We start from the raw sequence: 16337 nt of genomic DNA on the forward strand, positions 1-16337 counted from the left end.
GACTTATATTTTGTAGCGAGGTTAACCGATTAGGGTAGCCGTAGGGAAACCGAGTCTTAACTGGGCGTTGAGTTGCAAGGTATAGACCCGAAACCCGGTGATCTAGCCATGGGCAGGTTGAAGGTTGAGTAACATCAACTGGAGGACCGAACCCACTAACGTTGAAAAGTTAGGGGATGACCTGTGGCTAGGAGTGAAAGGCTAATCAAACCGGGAGATAGCTGGTTCTCCCCGAAATCTATTTAGGTAGAGCCTCGGACGAATACTTACGGGGGTAGAGCACTGTTAAGGCTAGGGGGTCATCCCGACTTACCAACCCTTTGCAAACTCCGAATACCGTAAAGTACTATCCGGGAGACACACGGCGGGTGCTAACGTCCGTCGTGAAGAGGGAAACAACCCAGACCGCCAGCTAAGGTCCCAAAGTCATAGTTAAGTGGGAAACGATGTGGAAAGGCCCAGACAGCCAGGAGGTTGGCTTAGAAGCAGCCACCCTTTAAAGAAAGCGTAATAGCTCACTGGTCGAGTCGGTCTGCGCGGAAGATGTAACGGGGCTAAACTATGCACCGAAGCTGCGGATTCAAAATTTATTTTGAGTGGTAGGGGAGCGTTCTGTAAGCCGTTGAAGGTGACCCGGGAGGGTTGCTGGAGGTATCAGAAGTGCGAATGCTGACATGAGTAACGATAATGCGGGTGAAAAACCCGCACGCCGGAAGACCAAGGGTTCCTATCCCATGTTAATCAGGGTAGGGTAAGTCGACCCCTAAGGCGAGGCCGAAAGGCGTAGTCGATGGGAAACGGGTTAATATTCCCGTACTTGGTATAATTGCGATGGGGGGACGGAGCAGGCTAAGCAAGCATGGCGTTGGTTGTCCATGTGAAAGTGAGTAGGTTGAGAGTTTAGGAAAATCCGGACTCTTAAGACTGAGACACGAGACGAGCACCTAAGGGTGTGAAGTTGTTGATGCCATACTTCCAGGAAAAGCCTCTAAGCTTCAGATTATACCGAATCGTACCCCAAACCGACACAGGTGGTCAGGTAGAGAATACTAAGGCGCTTGAGAGAACTCGGGTGAAGGAACTAGGCAAAATCGTACCGTAACTTCGGGAGAAGGTACGCTCCGATTGGTGATGAGACTTGCTCTTTAAGCTGATTGGAGCCGCAGTGACCAGGTGGCTGGGACTGTTTATTAAAAACACAGCACTGTGCAAAATCGCAAGATGACGTATACGGTGTGACACCTGCCCGGTGCCGGAAGGTTAATTGATGGGGTTAGTTTTCGGACGAAGCTCTTGATCGAAGCCCCGGTAAACGGCGGCCGTAACTATAACGGTCCTAAGGTAGCGAAATTCCTTGTCGGGTAAGTTCCGACCTGCACGAATGGTGTAACCATGGCCACGCTGTCTCCACCCGAGACTCAGTGAAATTGAAATCGCAGTGAAGATGCTGTGTACCCGCGGCTAGACGGAAAGACCCCGTGAACCTTTACTACAGCTTGGCACTGAACATTGAACCTACATGTGTAGGATAGGTGGGAGGCTTTGAAGCAGAGACGCTAGTCTTTGTGGAGCCGTCCTTGAAATACCACCCTTGTAGTTTTGATGTTCTAACGTTGGCCCCTAATCGGGGTTACGGACAGTGCCTGGTGGGTAGTTTGACTGGGGCGGTCTCCTCCCAAAGAGTAACGGAGGAGCACGAAGGTTGGCTAAGTACGGTCGGACATCGTACGGTTAGTGTAATGGTAGAAGCCAGCTTAACTGCGAGACAGACACGTCGAGCAGGTACGAAAGTAGGTCATAGTGATCCGGTGGTTCTGAATGGAAGGGCCATCGCTCAACGGATAAAAGGTACTCCGGGGATAACAGGCTGATACCGCCCAAGAGTTCATATCGACGGCGGTGTTTGGCACCTCGATGTCGGCTCATCACATCCTGGGGCTGAAGTCGGTCCCAAGGGTATGGCTGTTCGCCATTTAAAGTGGTACGCGAGCTGGGTTTAGAACGTCGTGAGACAGTTCGGTCCCTATCTGCCGTGGGCGTTTGAGAATTGAGAGGGGTTGCTCCTAGTACGAGAGGACCGGAGTGAACGAACCGCTGGTGTTCGGGTTGTCATGCCAATGGCATTGCCCGGTAGCTACGTTCGGAACTGATAAGCGCTGAAAGCATCTAAGCGCGAAGCAGGCCTCGAGATGAGTTCTCACTAGACTTTTAAAGTCTCTGAAGGGCCGTTGAAGACTACAACGTTGATAGGCAGGATGTGGAAGTGGTGTGAGCCATTAAGCTAACCTGTACTAATTACCCGTGAGGCTTAACCATACAACGCCAAACGCGTTTTATGACAGCGTAACAGACAGAAGTTAGTATACTAAAGTAGATTTACGATTATCAGAATTCCGAATTTTAGTTAATTGCAGATGCGATTAACGACCAGAATATGCTTGGTGACAATAGCGTTTTGGACCCACCTGACCCCATGCCGAACTCAGTAGTGAAACGAAACAGCGCCGATGATAGTGTGGCATTTGCCATGTGAAAGTAGGACATCGCCAGGCTCCTAATTAAAGAAACCCGTTGCAGCAATGCAGCGGGTTTTTTGTTGCCTGTAGAAAAATAAAATACCCAACCAAGACCCCTACGACCTATATCTTTGTAAGCATCGTGTGGCATTGACCATGTGAAAGTAGGACATCCTACTGCGTAGCGCACCATGGCTCCTAATTAGAGAAACCCGTTGCAGCAATGCAGCGGGTTTTTTGCGTTCAGGGCTAAATCGTCCAGTATCATACTGAGATTGCATACAGAGATAAAAGACGCATCAGCGCAAGATGAAGAGACGTAGGAGATGTATGGACTCCTCCCCTAAATAGGGTAAGTACGGTATAAAGAAATTGCAAAACCACTTTTACCAATAAGGAATCCATACATGTCAAAATTTAACTTAATTTGTATCGACTTGGCAAAAAATGTTTTTCAAGTCGGTCAATTTTTTCATCAAAAACTACAAAGTAATAAAGCGGTAAGCAGAAAAGAGCTACTGTCGATACTCACCACGTCTCCTCGTTGTAAAGTTGTTATGGAATCATGTGGCGGTGCTCATTATTGGGCACGCAAAGCGCGTAGTGTTGGTCATGAAGTCGTGATTCTAGACCCTCGATTTGTCAAAGCATTTAGGATTGGCCAGAAAACAGATGCAAACGATGTTATTGCAATAGCTGCGGCTTCTTTCTCACCCAATGTTCGCCCGTGTAAATCACTGACACAAGCACAGCAAAGCCTACAGTCGATAGAGCGAATGCGTGCGTTAGCTGAAAAGCAGAAACGGCAGTTGGCGAATCAAATCAGAGGCTTGTTACTTGAATTTGGAATTGTAATCAAGCAATCAGAATGCGCGTTTAGGCAGGCTATCCCTGAGATTTTAGAAGATAGCGATAATGGGTTAACCGCTGGTTTAAGGCAGTGTATAGCGCAGTGCTATGAATTATTTAAAGCCCAATCAACATTAAAAGAAACATTAAATGAGTTACTGACAGGCTTAGTAAAACAAGATGAGCAATGTGAACGCTTACTGGCTCTTGAGGGCGTAGGGCCTATCACTGCGGTTGGTTTATTAATTAGCTTAAGTGACACAACCCATTTTACGAGCGGACGTAATGCAGCAGCCAATATTGGCGTCACCCCACGTCAGCACTCAAGTGGTGGAAAAGTGCGAATAGGCCATATAGCCAAATACCGCGGAGAGATGATATTACGAAGTCACTTATTTCTGGGGGCCAGAGCGGTCATCAATCAGTTAAAGCATCGCGAGCCAAAAACGAAAAAAGAGCAATGGCTCAAAGCATTAGTTGAAAGACGCGGTGTGAAGTGCGCCGCCATTGCGTTAGCAAATAAAACAGTTCGGACGGCGTATGCCATGCTGAAAAAGGGCACGCGTTATGAACCAAGCCTACTAGCAAATTAACATTTAGTCTTCGATAACAGAAATAACTGTATTGACCAAGAACCTGCGTTAAGCGGTTAGACCCACCCTTGATAGCCTGTAAAGTGATTAGTGTGTTAAAACACCGAGTAGGAGAAGAGGCACAAGGGCGCGAATACATCATAGGGCCGAGGTAGCTCCTCATTATGAGCCCGCATATAAGTACGCAGTCTAACAAAATTAACGAAGGGTATTGTGCAATAGGAGGAGTCCATATAAGGCACTTTAGTGCCGAAGTGTCTGATATGCCCTTCACACATAACCACTGACATTCACGGCTAAAGCCGTTCCCACGCTTCTTAATCACAATGACAGAAGTGCAAGGGGCTCTAAATCGCTCATTTCACTTCTGGCTCAAACAATTAGGACGTAGGAGGCACTTGAGTGCCGAAAGTGTCTGATATGCTCTTCACACATAACCAGAGACATTCACGGCTAAAGCCGTTCCTACGCTTTGTAATCACGATGTTCAATCACGCTTTCCATGTTGTTTAATCATGATGACAAGGTTGAAGGCTCTAAAATTGGCTACTTCACTTTACGCTAACCTAATTAGCGCGTAGGAGGCACTTTAGTGCCGAAAGTATCTGATATGCCCTTCATACAACACCCCTGACGTTCACGATGAAAGCCGCTCCTACGCTTCTTAATCACGATGACAGAAGTGCAAGGGGCTCTAAAATGGGTTACGCTAATCCGTCTCTCATTAATGAGCAACACAACAACGCGGTGCTTGACGAATAAATACGAAAAAGCCCAGCAGGTTTCCCCGCTGGGCTTTTATATTTATATATTCAGTACTTACTGTTATTTAATCATGCTGTAAATAAGCGCAAGAACAGCAAGAGAGCCAATAGCTAGCACAAATAAAGTACTTAAGCGGTGCCTGTATTTTTGCAGGCTAGGGACTTTATACACGGCAATCATGGGCATAATGAATAAGATCATGGCGATAATTGGGCCTGATAGCTGGTCCATCATGTCTAAAATACTTGGGTTGATCACCGAGCAATACCAAATAGCGAAGAACATGATAACAGTGCCAATCTTATCAACGAGTTTAGGGTTCATATGTGCTTGCTTACTGACAAGACCATTGAAACTTTCGCGGGCTCCTAAAAAGTGGCCTAAGAAAGATGACGTAATGGCGATAAACGCTACCAACGGGCCTAGTGTGGCAATGAATGAGTTATCAGTAATATTGGCAAGAAACGACAAGATAGAAACGTTTTCGGCCTTAGCTTGCAGCATTTGTTCTGATGATAAAGACAACACACACGAAAATACAAACAGCAATACAAATACGATTAACAATAAGCTGGTGCGCTTCAGAATTGCTTCTGACTTCATTTTAGCATTATTGCCGTAATGAGCTCGCTGTACATGGACAAAACTTGAGATTGCAGCGGCATGGCTGAATGAGAACACAATAATAGGAATTGATAACCAGAGCGTTTTCATAAAGCCTGAAAACTCAGGAACTGATACGTCAGGCATCTGCCAGCTTGGGATCAAATACAACGATAAGAAAAACAGAATACCGACGAGTGGATAGACCAAAATAGCAAAAGCACGCAACATGAGTGCTTCTCCACCTAGCATTAAGCTAATCATACCACCCACTAAAATGCCTGATAGCAGCACGCGTGGTGGTGATTCCATACCTAATTGATTAACGATAAAGCTGTCTACGGTATTGGTTAGGCCAACGCCATAAATAAGTAAAATAGGAAAGATAGAAAGAAAATATAAAAGAGAAATTAGTCGCCCAGCATTCATGCCAAAGTGCTCTTCTACCACATCGGTAAAGTCAGCATCTGGTTGCTTTGATGATAATACAAAACGAGCTAAGCCACGATGAGCTAAGTAAGTCATAGGAAAGGCTAAGCACGCCATAATCACTAATGGCCAGAACCCGCCTATACCGATATTAATGGGTAAGAATAAAATGCCGGCACCCACTGCTGTGCCAAATAAACTTAATACCCACTGGGTGTCGTGAAGATTCCATTTCGAGTTACTACTTGTTGTCGATGCACTAAACTGCGCAGCATCTTGTTGTGTGTTCATTAGCACTCCACTATTAGAATAATAATTGTCGCGCAGCATATAGAAAAGCAACTAAGAATGCATGTTTTAGCGTTGTATTTAGATAACTATGCTGTAAGGAGAGACTTACAAAAGGAAATGCTGGGCTAGTTTAGTTAAGCCCAGTTGTGGTGTTTACTCTGCTGCTGCAAGTGCGCGGGCTTTTATATCAGCAGCAAATGCTAAGCCTTTTTTAAAGCGAGCTTCAGCAGCTGTGATTTCACTTTCATCGCCATTAGCAGCAAGCACACCTTGTGATAGTGCTTTGTAAAGAGAAGTGATTTGCGCTTGGTAAGCTGCCTCAATGGCTTTTTCAACAGTCGTCATCGTCATTCCTTTAATAGATTAAGAGGGCAAAATATTATCGGAACACAGGCATAAAGGCTAGTTTAACGTTAATTTAGAGAGGGTAAGTTTTGCTGGGTTTCGCTTCGCGTTACCCAGCTTATGTAGTATTTCACTCTATAACATCGACTGCTAAAGACTAGTCCTGTAACGCCGATACTACAAAATACGGATTCAGATATTCTTCTTTACTGTTATACAGCAGTGGACTGCCATCGAGTTTGCTAACCGTTGCTCCTGCTATTTCGGCAATCGCATGGCCTGCGCCTGTATCCCACTCGCAGGTTGGGCCTAAGCGTGGGTAAATATCGGCGCTGCCTTCGGCTACTAAACATAGTTTTAGTGAGCTGCCTTTTGAGACCATTTCTACGTCATCGAATTGTTTTACAAATTCAGCTAGGTCAGGGGAAGGGTGTGAGCGACTGCCAACAACACGAATAAGCCCTTTATTTGGCTTGCGGGTAACTTTAAGTTCGATGCGTTCATCGCCCTTATCTTTAAATGCACCAATGGCGTTGCTTGCAATATATGAGACACCCAATGCAGGTGCATCGACAACGGCTAAAATAGGCTTACCGTTTTCAATAAGCGCAATATTTACCGTAAACTCACCATTCTTTTTGATGAACTCTTTTGTGCCATCAATCGGGTCGACTAGCCAATAACGTTGCCAGGTTTGACGAACATCCCAGCTAATATCTGCACTTTCTTCACTTAGAATCGGAATGTCTGGCGTTAACTGTTTTAAGCCATTAACAATCACTTTATGAGCTGCTAGATCGGCGTCGGTTACTGGGCTTTCATCGGCTTTGTATTCGACGTTAAAATCTTTTTCGTAAATACCCATAATGGCATTTCCTGCTTGGCGCGCCAGCAGTAAGATTTCTTCTAGCAGTTCCGTATGATTCATGATTTAACCTATAATTTGCTGTTGTTTTAGATACGCTACCAGTTCTTGCACCGATTGGTCTAGGGTGTTTTTGCTCGTATCGATTTTAATTTCGGGTGATGTTGGAACTTGGTAGTCTGAATCAATACCTGTGAAATGCTTAATTTCACCCGCACGTGCCTTTTTATAAAGCCCTTTAGGGTCACGAGTTTCACATACGTCGAGTGGGGTATCTAAAAACACTTCGATGAACTCACCATCATCTACCAAGTTCCTTACCATATCGCGTTCACTTTGGAAGGGTGAAATAAATGCGGTGAGTACCACAAGACCAGCATCGACCATGAGTTTCGCTGTTTCGCCTACGCGGCGAATATTTTCAACACGATCTTCATCAGTAAAGCCTAAATCTTTACATAACCCATGGCGTACGTTATCACCATCAAGTAGATAGGTGTGAACACCAAGTTGGTTTAGTGCGTTTTCTAGCGCATTGGCCACGGTGCTTTTACCAGAGCCAGAAAAGCCAGTGAACCATAAAATAGTCGGCTTATGCTTTTTTTGCTCACTACGTTGTGCTTTAGTGATTGCGTAGTTATGCCAAACGATATTCTCATTCATTGTATCTGTTCTCGTTGTTTGTTATTGAAATGGGAAAACCAGTGGTATCAATGTAAGTACCGTAATCGAATAGATAATCGATAAAGGAAGGCCCATGGCAATGTAATCTTTTAAGCGGTAATTTCCCGCACTGTACACCATAAGGTTGGTCTGATAACCAAATGGTGAGATAAAGCTGGCCGATGCACCGAAGGCCACGGCCATAATAAAGGGCAGTGGGGAAACATCAAAGCCAATAGCCAGCGCATACGCAACAGGAAATGAAAGTGCGGCGGCTGCATTGTTGGTAATCAATTCGGTAAACATGACCGTCATTAAGAAGATAGCAATAAATGCCCCGTAAGGGCCAAAGTCACCTAACACATAAAGCATGCCATTCGATATTTCACCAGCTAAACCGGTGCCAATCATGAGTTTGGCGAGTCCAATCGCACTGCCTACAACCGCCAGTAATTCGATAGGGAAGCGACGTTTAACTTCACTGAGCTTAATTGTGCCGCTGAGCATTAGGCCAATGAGTAACACCAATAAGCCTTTTACTAAGGGGACTAAACCGATAATGCTTAACGTTAAAACCCCTGCAAAACTAGCCAACACAATGTTTGATTGCTTTGCTTTTAAATGTGTTTGTAAATCGAGACCCGAAATATAAACAAACTCACGCTTTAAGTTTGGGAGTGTGTAAAATGCTTTACCCGGCGCGAGAATCAAGGAATCACCAGCTTGTAATTGCACTTTACCTAGGCCTCCTTGTAAACGGTCATGACCTCGACGAATTGCAATTACTGCCGCATGAAACTGTTCGCGAAAGCGAATTTCTTTAATCGTTTTGCCAATGTATTTAGAGGAGTGACTCACGACCACTTCAACAAGGTGTTCAACATCTTTCTCGTGCTTGTCATGAACCACTTTTAAGCCATCAAATTGAGTCAGTAAAGGAACAGACTTTATATCGCCGACAAATAATAATACGTCACCTTCTTTGATTACTTGTTTTGGGGTGACGGCACAAATACGTTTGTCACCACGAATGATTTCAGCAAGGAAGAGATCTTTTAATTCACGCAGACCATTTTCTTCAACACTTTTACCAATCAGCTTTGAATCAGCTTCTACTTTGCCTTCTAAGTAAAATGGCACGACTTCTTGGTTATTTTTACCGTTATCGGGTAGGTATTTAAGCATTACAATAATGGTGATCAGGCCCACACTTAATGCGCCTAAACCAACCAGTGTAAAATCAAAAAAACCTAAGGGAGCCATGCCTGCTTCAACAGCAAAACCATTGACGATTAAATTAGTTGAGGTGCCAATTAAAGTAATTGTGCCACCGAGTATTGCGGTGTACGACAAAGGCAGTAATAGTTTTGATGGCGAATGTGTCGGGCTCTCTTTTATGGCACTAATAAGAGATGCCACAACGGCTGTGTTATTAGTAAACGATGACAAAAAGGCGGTCGATAAGCCAAGCTTAGTGACAGAGCTTGTCAGGCTACCTTTTGATAAGGATTGGGCAAGTTTCTGTACCAATGTGGTTTTTTCTACCGCAATTGATACCAATACTAAAAGTATCAGGGTGATTAACGAGGGGTTGGCATAATTAACAAGCATATCCTCAAGGCTAATAAGCCCAGAAAGATAGCTAATTCCAATGGCGCTCACAAATAACCATGCTGGTTTTAATCGTGTGCCAAATAGGCACCCGACTAATACCAGCATAATGCCTGTTAATACCAGCTGTTGATACATGCTTTTTACTTCCTATAACAGGCGAATTGTGATTATTTAAGCTTAGTTATATCAAGCGCTTGCCAATGAGGGAAGTGCTTGCGAACAAGTGCATTAAACTCAACTTCAAAGTCGCTAAAGCCACTTTGTTGCTCTTCAGTGCTTAATAACTGTTCGATCATACCTGCTGCAACCGTTAAATTTGATAGGCGATCGATTAAGATAAATGCCCCTGTTTCATGGTTGTCGTGATACTCATCAGCCAAAATTGTTTCTGTAAGCTCGAGGGTTACAATAGCAATTTCGTTTAGCTGCAGAGAGTCTGCTTGGCCATGTTCTAAGGTATTTACATCAATCGTGTGATCAATTTTTTTCACCACCGCTGAAGTATTTTTGCTGCCTAACTTAAAGTTATAGTTTTTACCTAACACCAAGGGGGATTCATGCATCCACACAAGTTTGGCTTGAATACGGTTTGTTACAGCGGCTTTAGATGCGGCAGGTACAATTACATCACCACGACTGATATCAATTTCGTCGTTAAGCGTTAATGTAACTGCTTGGCCTGCTTCGGCTGTATCAAGGTTCCCATCGAAGGTGACAATCTCTTTGATACTTGAGCTTTTTCCTGATGGTAATACTTTTACGGCATCACCTACACTGAACGTACCTGAAGTGAGTGTTCCTTGGAAACCGCGGAAATCTAAGTTAGGGCGCACAACATATTGCACAGGTAAGCGTGCTTCAAAGCCAGTATCAATTTCAGCCGCAGGGGAATCTTCGAGTAATTCAAGAAGCGGTTTGTCGGTGTAATAAGGTGTATGTTCAGAGCGTACTACAACGTTGTCGCCTTTCAGTGCTGACATAGGTACGAACTTAATATTTGTGACGTTTAACTGCTCTGCAAACTTAAGGTAATCGGCTTTGATTTTCTCATACACGGTTTCGTCAAAATCGACGATGTCCATCTTATTGATAGCAACAACAAATTGTTTAATCCCTAAAGAGTCACAAATAAAGCTATGACGCTTAGTTTGTACCTGCACGCCATAACGTGCATCGACTAGGATAATTGCCACATCGCTGGTTGATGCACCTGTCACCATGTTGCGGGTGTATTGCTCATGTCCAGGCGTATCCGCAATAATGAATTTACGTTTTGCTGTTGAGAAATAACGATACGCAACATCAATCGTGATGCCTTGTTCTCGCTCAGCTTGCAAGCCATCAACGAGTAGGGCTAAGTCAAGCTCTTCACCTGCATTACCAACTTTTTCGTTGTCTTTGTGAAGGGCTGCAAGTTGATCTTCATAAATTTGGTGGCTGTCATGCAGAAGGCGGCCGATTAACGTTGATTTACCGTCATCAACACTGCCACATGTCAGCATACGTAAAAGGCTTTTGTCTTGTTGACGCGCAAGGTAGGCGTCGATGCCTAGCTCTCTTACTTCATTAATCGTGTCGTTAGTTTTAGACATTAGAAATAACCCTCACGTTTTTTCTTTTCCATAGAGCCTGCAGAGTCGTGATCAATCACGCGACCTTCACGCTCAGATGATGTTGATAACAACATCTCTTCAATGATTTCAGTTAATGAGCTGGCGGTTGATTCCACAGCACCAGTAAGTGGATAACAGCCAAGGGTACGAAAACGGACCGACTTCATTTGCGGTACTTCGCCTTCTTCAAGCGGCATGCGCTCATCATCAACCATAATGAGAGTGCCATTGCGCTCAACAACAGGGCGTTCTTTGGCTAAATATAGCGGCACCATTTCAATGTTTTCTTGGTAGATGTATTGCCAAATATCAAGCTCAGTCCAGTTAGATAAAGGGAATACACGAATACTTTCACCCGGGTTAACTTGGCTGTTGTAAGTATTCCACAGCTCTGGACGTTGATTTTTAGGATCCCATCTGTGGTGCTTATCGCGGAAAGAATAAACACGCTCTTTGGCACGTGACTTTTCTTCATCGCGGCGAGCACCGCCGAATGCAGCATCAAAACCATATTTATCAAGCGCTTGTTTTAAGCCTTGGGTTTTCATGATATCGGTATGCTTCGCTGAGCCATGAACAAACGGATTAATATCAATCGCTAAACCTTCAGGGTTTTTATGGACGATTAAATCAAAGCCATATTCTTTGGCTAAACGATCGCGAAACTCGATCATTTCCTTAAATTTCCAGTTGGTATCAACATGCAAAAGAGGAAATGGAATTTTTGCTGGGTAAAATGCCTTACGTGCTAAGTGTAATAACACCGATGAATCTTTACCGATTGAGTAAAGCATAACCGGGTTTTCAAACTCAGCAGCAACTTCGCGCATGATCTTGATACTTTCAGCTTCTAATTGCTGAAGGTGTGTTAAAGCCATTGTTAGTCGTCCTACTAAAATGATTAAAAGTTAAATTACGCTACGCCTGTTAAAGGCTGGGCAAAGCTGCTGGTTTGTGCCGTTTGGCCAAACCAAGCAAGTTGATGATGCAGTGATGCAACTTCGCCAATAATTAATAACGCTGGTGAAATAATACTGTGCCGTGAAATTAAATCGGCTAATTCACCTAGCTGCCCCGTCACGACACGTTGTTCTTTACGTGTGCCGTTTTCAATGATGGCCACTGGTGTATCTGCACCGCGACCATGTTTTAATAATTGTGCTTGGATATGAGGTGACTTAATCACCCCCATATAAATCGCTAAGGTTTGATTAGGTTTAGCAAGCGACTGCCAATCGAGTTCTTGACCCTCTTTTTTACAGTGCCCAGTAACGAATTGGATGGCTTGTGCATGGTCTCTATGTGTTAATGGGATACCCGCATAAGCACTGCAACCGGCTGCAGCAGTAATACCAGGAACAATTTGATAGCGGATCTGGTTGGCAGCAAGCACTTGTACTTCTTCACCGCCACGGCCATAAATGAATGGATCGCCCCCTTTAATGCGGCATACTTTTTTACCCTGTTTAGCAAAATCAACTAACATTTGATTGGTATCTTCTTGTGCCACACTATGATCGCCCAAGCGCTTGCCAACACACACTAAGTCGGCATCGCGACGCACTAGTTCCATAATTTCATCAGACACAAGGTAGTCATACACAACAACATCGGCTTGTTGCATTAATTGCAGGGCTTTTAACGTTAATAGCTCTGGGTCACCAGGGCCTGCGCCCACAACATATACTTCACCTTCGGGCTCAGGCTTGGCTTCGAGTAGTTGCTCTAGTTGCGCCGACGCTGCGGTGGTGTCGCCTGCTTGCACTTTACTCACAACCGATGAATCAAACACACCTTCCCAAAACTGGCGACGGTCGGCGAAATGTTTAAAACGTTGCTTTACTTTGTCGCGAAAACTCCCGACTAAAGTAGCCAAAGGGCCAATATGTTGTGGAATAAGCGTTTCGAGCTTTTCACGTAAGCGACGTGCTAAAACAGGGGCTGTCCCCGCGCTTGAGATAGCAATAGTGATAGGGTCACGGTCAACAATCGAGGGAAAGATAAAACTACACTTAGGTTGATCATCAACGACATTAACGAAAATATTGCGTGCGTTAGCAAGCTCAAAAACCGTGCTGTTAACTGCGTCGTTATCTGTTGCGGCAATAACCAACATTTGTTTATCTAAATGGTGCTCTTGAAATATGTCGTTAATTAGCGTGACTTCACCCGTGTTTGCAAGGGTTATAAGCTCATCACAAAATTCAGGGGCTACTAACGTCACGTGTGCGCGCGCTTTTAAAAATGCGCGGCATTTGCGTAACGCAACATCTCCACCGCCGACTACCAATACGGGCCTGTCGTCTAATTTGGTAAAGATAGGTAAATATTGCACGTTGTTTATACCCCTAAAAAACATCACAGAAACTGCTTATTGCAGACAAGCAGAATATAGTGCGTATTGTTAAGTAAAAAATAATTAAAACCCAATTTATATAACTAAAAGTTATATTGGGTGGTTCTATTTGGCTTAAGACTTAGTTAACAAGGGATTGCGGCGAGTTACAAGAAAATAACTAGGCTTATGGTGATTCGTTATGAGTTATAGCCAGAACATAAAAATTTGCTACTATGGGTCACTATTATGGCAACACAAAAATAAGATTTATGAAAAACATGCAAACAATCGCAGCCCAAGCTGTGGCACTCATGGACTTAACAACCCTCAATGACACCGATACGGCACAAACAATTGAAGATCTTATTGCCAGTATTCAGCCAAAGTTAGGCGTACCTGCGGCGGTGTGTGTTTATAGTCAGTTTGTTAGTGATGCCAAATTAGCGTTGGCAGAGCGTGCGCTAAAGCAAGTAAAGGTGGCCACCGTCACCAATTTTCCAACAGGAGAGCAGCCTTTAGAACAGGTGATAAATGAAACCTTGTTTGCTATTGAGCGTGGCGCTGACGAAATTGATTTAGTGATCCCATACAAAGCCCTTATTGCAGGTGATGAAGAGAAGGTTTTAACGTACGTCAAATCCTCAAAAGATGCCTGCGGCAATAAAGCCGTGTTAAAAGTGATTATCGAAAGTGGCGAATTAACAGATGAGTTAATAACTAAAGCGAGCCAACTTGCGATTGATGGCGGGGCTGATTTTGTCAAAACGAGTACGGGTAAAGTGGCGGTTAATGCAACCTTAGCTGCAACAGAGATAATTTTAACCGCAATTAAAGCAAGCGGTAAAAACGTCGGTTTTAAAGCCGCAGGGGGAGTGAGAACCGTTGCTGATGCCGCTCAATACTTGGCCTTAGCTGAATCTATAATGGGTGAAGCCTATATAAAGCCTAAACTATTTAGGTTTGGTGCTTCGGGGTTATTAAGTGATGTATATGCGACATTAAATGAATCGTGATAGTGAGCAAGAAAAAATAGCCCTTGAGCATGGCGCCGCAAAATTATTTTTGCGCTGTTATGAAAAAGAGTTTGGGATCAAAATGCGCAATATTTGGCATAATACACCAAGTAAGCCTGATGTGAGCTGCTATAAAGGTGAGCAGCGTCTCGATATTGAAATTGCGCATTTATACGCCAGTGAAACAGAGGCGATGGCCGTATTAGGACGGCCCTTGTCAATTGGTATGCAGCGCGACCTTGCTGAGATGGCACTTGAGCCAAGCGATCAGCGTTTACATTGTGCACTGCATCGGTTACTCGCGCAAAAAGCGAAAAAACAGTATGAATCAGAGCATCCATGGTTATTGATCCGTAATGCCAGCACTATTTGGCACTTAGATGATTTTAAGGCCGTGCTCACTCATCTCGATGTACCAAAAGGGCATCCATTCCAGCAAATTTGGTTATTGTGTGACTTTTATCGTGGTGAACTAGTACAAATTTTATAAATGGAAGATGTTAGCAAAAATGAGAATAAACCGTTCAGGGACACCGTCACTCATTTTTGCCAATACAGCCAGTGGTTATTACTGGCTGTATAAGGCTAATTGACGTTATTAAGCTTGGTTACTTCAATTAGTTAAATTTAAACATACTGCCTAAGCTTTCCAGCCCTGATTTATTCGTTTTAGCAATACATTGGGTATTATCGAGTGACTGTTTGGTTTTTTCATCTGCCAAACCTGTGACGGTGAGTTTATTTTCTTGTTGATATTCAGTGAGTGCAATAACCGTTGCGCGATCGTATTTTACATCTTCTGTTTCAAACTCTTCGTAATGAGGTTGGTTTTTTAAGTAGCCCAAGCAGACTAAGTTTAGACGAGACATTGCCAAGTCCATTTTTTCGTAATGGGGCATTCTATGAGTGGGCACTGTGACTGACGGTGTGTTTGCGACGGCGGTTTTTGCGCCAGTTGCTTTTGCTGTCACTCTTAGAGGGGCTGGAGCAGAGTGTCCTGTAGCAATGGTATTATCACTATTGTAGCGATAGTAAGTGCTAGGTACTTTGCTTTCTAAAAACTCGACGGCTTTAACAATCACTTCTCGTAAGGCTTTTTCTTTAGGGGTGTTTGACCATCCGCTGAGATTACCCCCGACGAGTGCGCCGCCAAAGTTAGTGGCTGCTGAGGTGAAGTCAAAGTCCTTACTTCCGCCTTCTACGCTGGTGGCTGCCAGAATACGCGAAGTGCGTGTGTCTATTAAGCGTAGATCAATTGCCATATGCGAGCCTGAGAAGCCTGCCGATACCGAGCTAAACACATCACCAATAAAGCCGCCACTGCCAACACTGGCACCTGAGCTGTCGTCATCAAATTCGGTTACTGCGGCCACAACCACAATTTCAGCTCCTTCAATTTCACCGTAAGCCGCCCCCGATGCAGCGCTTACTCTTCCAGATACCGCTAAATCTTGCTCTGACAAGACGGCATCAAGTGCTTGACGCTCTAATACAATAAAACGGTTCGTACTGACCAGCGCAGTCGTTAATTGATCAGCCATGCCTTCACCAATTTCTTTTCGCCACCATCGTGAATCATTTGATTTATCAGTAAAGCGCGCCACGGCAATACGTGCTTTTGGACCGTTATACTGTTGCTGTGCTACTTCATTCACATTTGGACTGTTTTGATTTGTTGTTGAAGTTGTTGTGCTTTGGCATGCGCATAATGCAGCACTGAGTAAGGCCACCGTAATTATAGGGTATTTTTTAGCGAACATTTGATTTCCTTAACTTATATCCATGCAGTAAATAAACGTCATAACGGGGAGGCAAAGTTATGAACGATAGTATGGATAAG

General features: G+C 44.1%; 12 protein-coding genes and 2 rRNA genes (1 of these 14 running past the window's edge). 5 read left to right on the forward strand and 9 right to left on the reverse strand.

Annotation, left to right across the window (positions count from 1 at the left end; genetic code table 11):
* The 3 genes from D0907_RS01845 to D0907_RS01855 form a co-directional block, all read left to right on the forward strand.
* Nucleotides 1–2316 (forward strand): 23S ribosomal RNA (locus tag D0907_RS01845) (it extends 568 nt beyond the left edge of the window).
* A gap of 121 nt (nt 2317–2437) precedes the next feature.
* Nucleotides 2438–2552 (forward strand): 5S ribosomal RNA (rrf, locus tag D0907_RS01850).
* A gap of 371 nt (nt 2553–2923) precedes the next feature.
* Complete coding sequence (locus D0907_RS01855; protein WP_118843859.1) at nt 2924–3958, forward strand: IS110 family RNA-guided transposase; 1035 nt, start codon at nt 2924–2926, stop codon at nt 3956–3958.
* An 825-nt stretch (nt 3959–4783) separates the two neighbouring features.
* Here the strand turns inward: D0907_RS01855 and D0907_RS01860 are convergent.
* From D0907_RS01860 to cysG, 8 genes are all read right to left on the reverse strand, one after another.
* Nucleotides 4784–6046 (reverse strand): aromatic amino acid transport family protein, encoded by a 1263-nt coding sequence (locus D0907_RS01860; protein ID WP_118843942.1) that lies wholly within the window; start codon nt 6044–6046, stop codon nt 4784–4786.
* A gap of 153 nt (nt 6047–6199) precedes the next feature.
* Nucleotides 6200–6391 (reverse strand): hypothetical protein, encoded by a 192-nt coding sequence (locus D0907_RS01865; RefSeq protein ID WP_036971594.1) that lies wholly within the window; start codon nt 6389–6391, stop codon nt 6200–6202.
* Between the two features lie 157 nt (nt 6392–6548).
* Entirely contained in the window at nt 6549–7319 is a 771-nt protein-coding gene (gene cysQ, locus D0907_RS01870; RefSeq protein WP_036971592.1) for a 3'(2'),5'-bisphosphate nucleotidase CysQ, read from the reverse strand.
* A gap of 3 nt (nt 7320–7322) precedes the next feature.
* A complete protein-coding gene (gene cysC / locus D0907_RS01875) occupies nt 7323–7919 on the reverse strand; it encodes an adenylyl-sulfate kinase (protein WP_036971590.1) in 597 nt (198 codons plus the stop codon).
* Between the two features lie 21 nt (nt 7920–7940).
* On the reverse strand, nt 7941–9668 hold the full coding sequence (locus tag D0907_RS01880; RefSeq protein WP_036971588.1) for an SLC13 family permease: 1728 nt from the start codon (nt 9666–9668) through the stop codon (nt 7941–7943).
* A 32-nt stretch (nt 9669–9700) separates the two neighbouring features.
* Complete coding sequence (gene cysN, locus D0907_RS01885) at nt 9701–11125, reverse strand: sulfate adenylyltransferase subunit CysN (protein WP_036971586.1); 1425 nt, start codon at nt 11123–11125, stop codon at nt 9701–9703.
* Nucleotides 11125–12024 (reverse strand): sulfate adenylyltransferase subunit CysD, encoded by a 900-nt coding sequence (cysD, locus tag D0907_RS01890; RefSeq protein ID WP_036971584.1) that lies wholly within the window; start codon nt 12022–12024, stop codon nt 11125–11127. The genes cysN and cysD overlap by 1 nt, the downstream gene beginning before the upstream one ends.
* A gap of 35 nt (nt 12025–12059) precedes the next feature.
* Entirely contained in the window at nt 12060–13481 is a 1422-nt protein-coding gene (cysG, locus tag D0907_RS01895; protein WP_036971795.1) for a siroheme synthase CysG, read from the reverse strand.
* 272 nt (nt 13482–13753) lie between these two features.
* On the opposite strand from cysG, the gene deoC reads away from it, so the two are divergent.
* Nucleotides 13754–14497 (forward strand): deoxyribose-phosphate aldolase, encoded by a 744-nt coding sequence (deoC, locus tag D0907_RS01900; RefSeq protein ID WP_036971793.1) that lies wholly within the window; start codon nt 13754–13756, stop codon nt 14495–14497.
* The gene (locus D0907_RS01905) at nt 14487–14987 is read left to right on the forward strand and encodes a hypothetical protein (protein ID WP_036971583.1); all 501 of its coding nucleotides are present in this window, start codon (nt 14487–14489) and stop codon (nt 14985–14987) included. Before deoC ends, D0907_RS01905 begins: the two co-directional genes overlap by 11 nt.
* A gap of 127 nt (nt 14988–15114) precedes the next feature.
* Here D0907_RS01905 and D0907_RS01910 read toward each other — a convergent pair whose 3' ends face one another.
* Nucleotides 15115–16257 (reverse strand): CsgG/HfaB family protein, encoded by a 1143-nt coding sequence (locus D0907_RS01910; RefSeq protein ID WP_075594522.1) that lies wholly within the window; start codon nt 16255–16257, stop codon nt 15115–15117.
* Between the last annotated feature and the right edge of the window lie 80 nt (nt 16258–16337).

Origin of the sequence: Pseudoalteromonas lipolytica, assembly GCF_003515105.1 — a bacterium.
In the GTDB taxonomy this organism is placed as follows: Bacteria; Pseudomonadota; Gammaproteobacteria; order Enterobacterales; family Alteromonadaceae; genus Pseudoalteromonas; species Pseudoalteromonas lipolytica.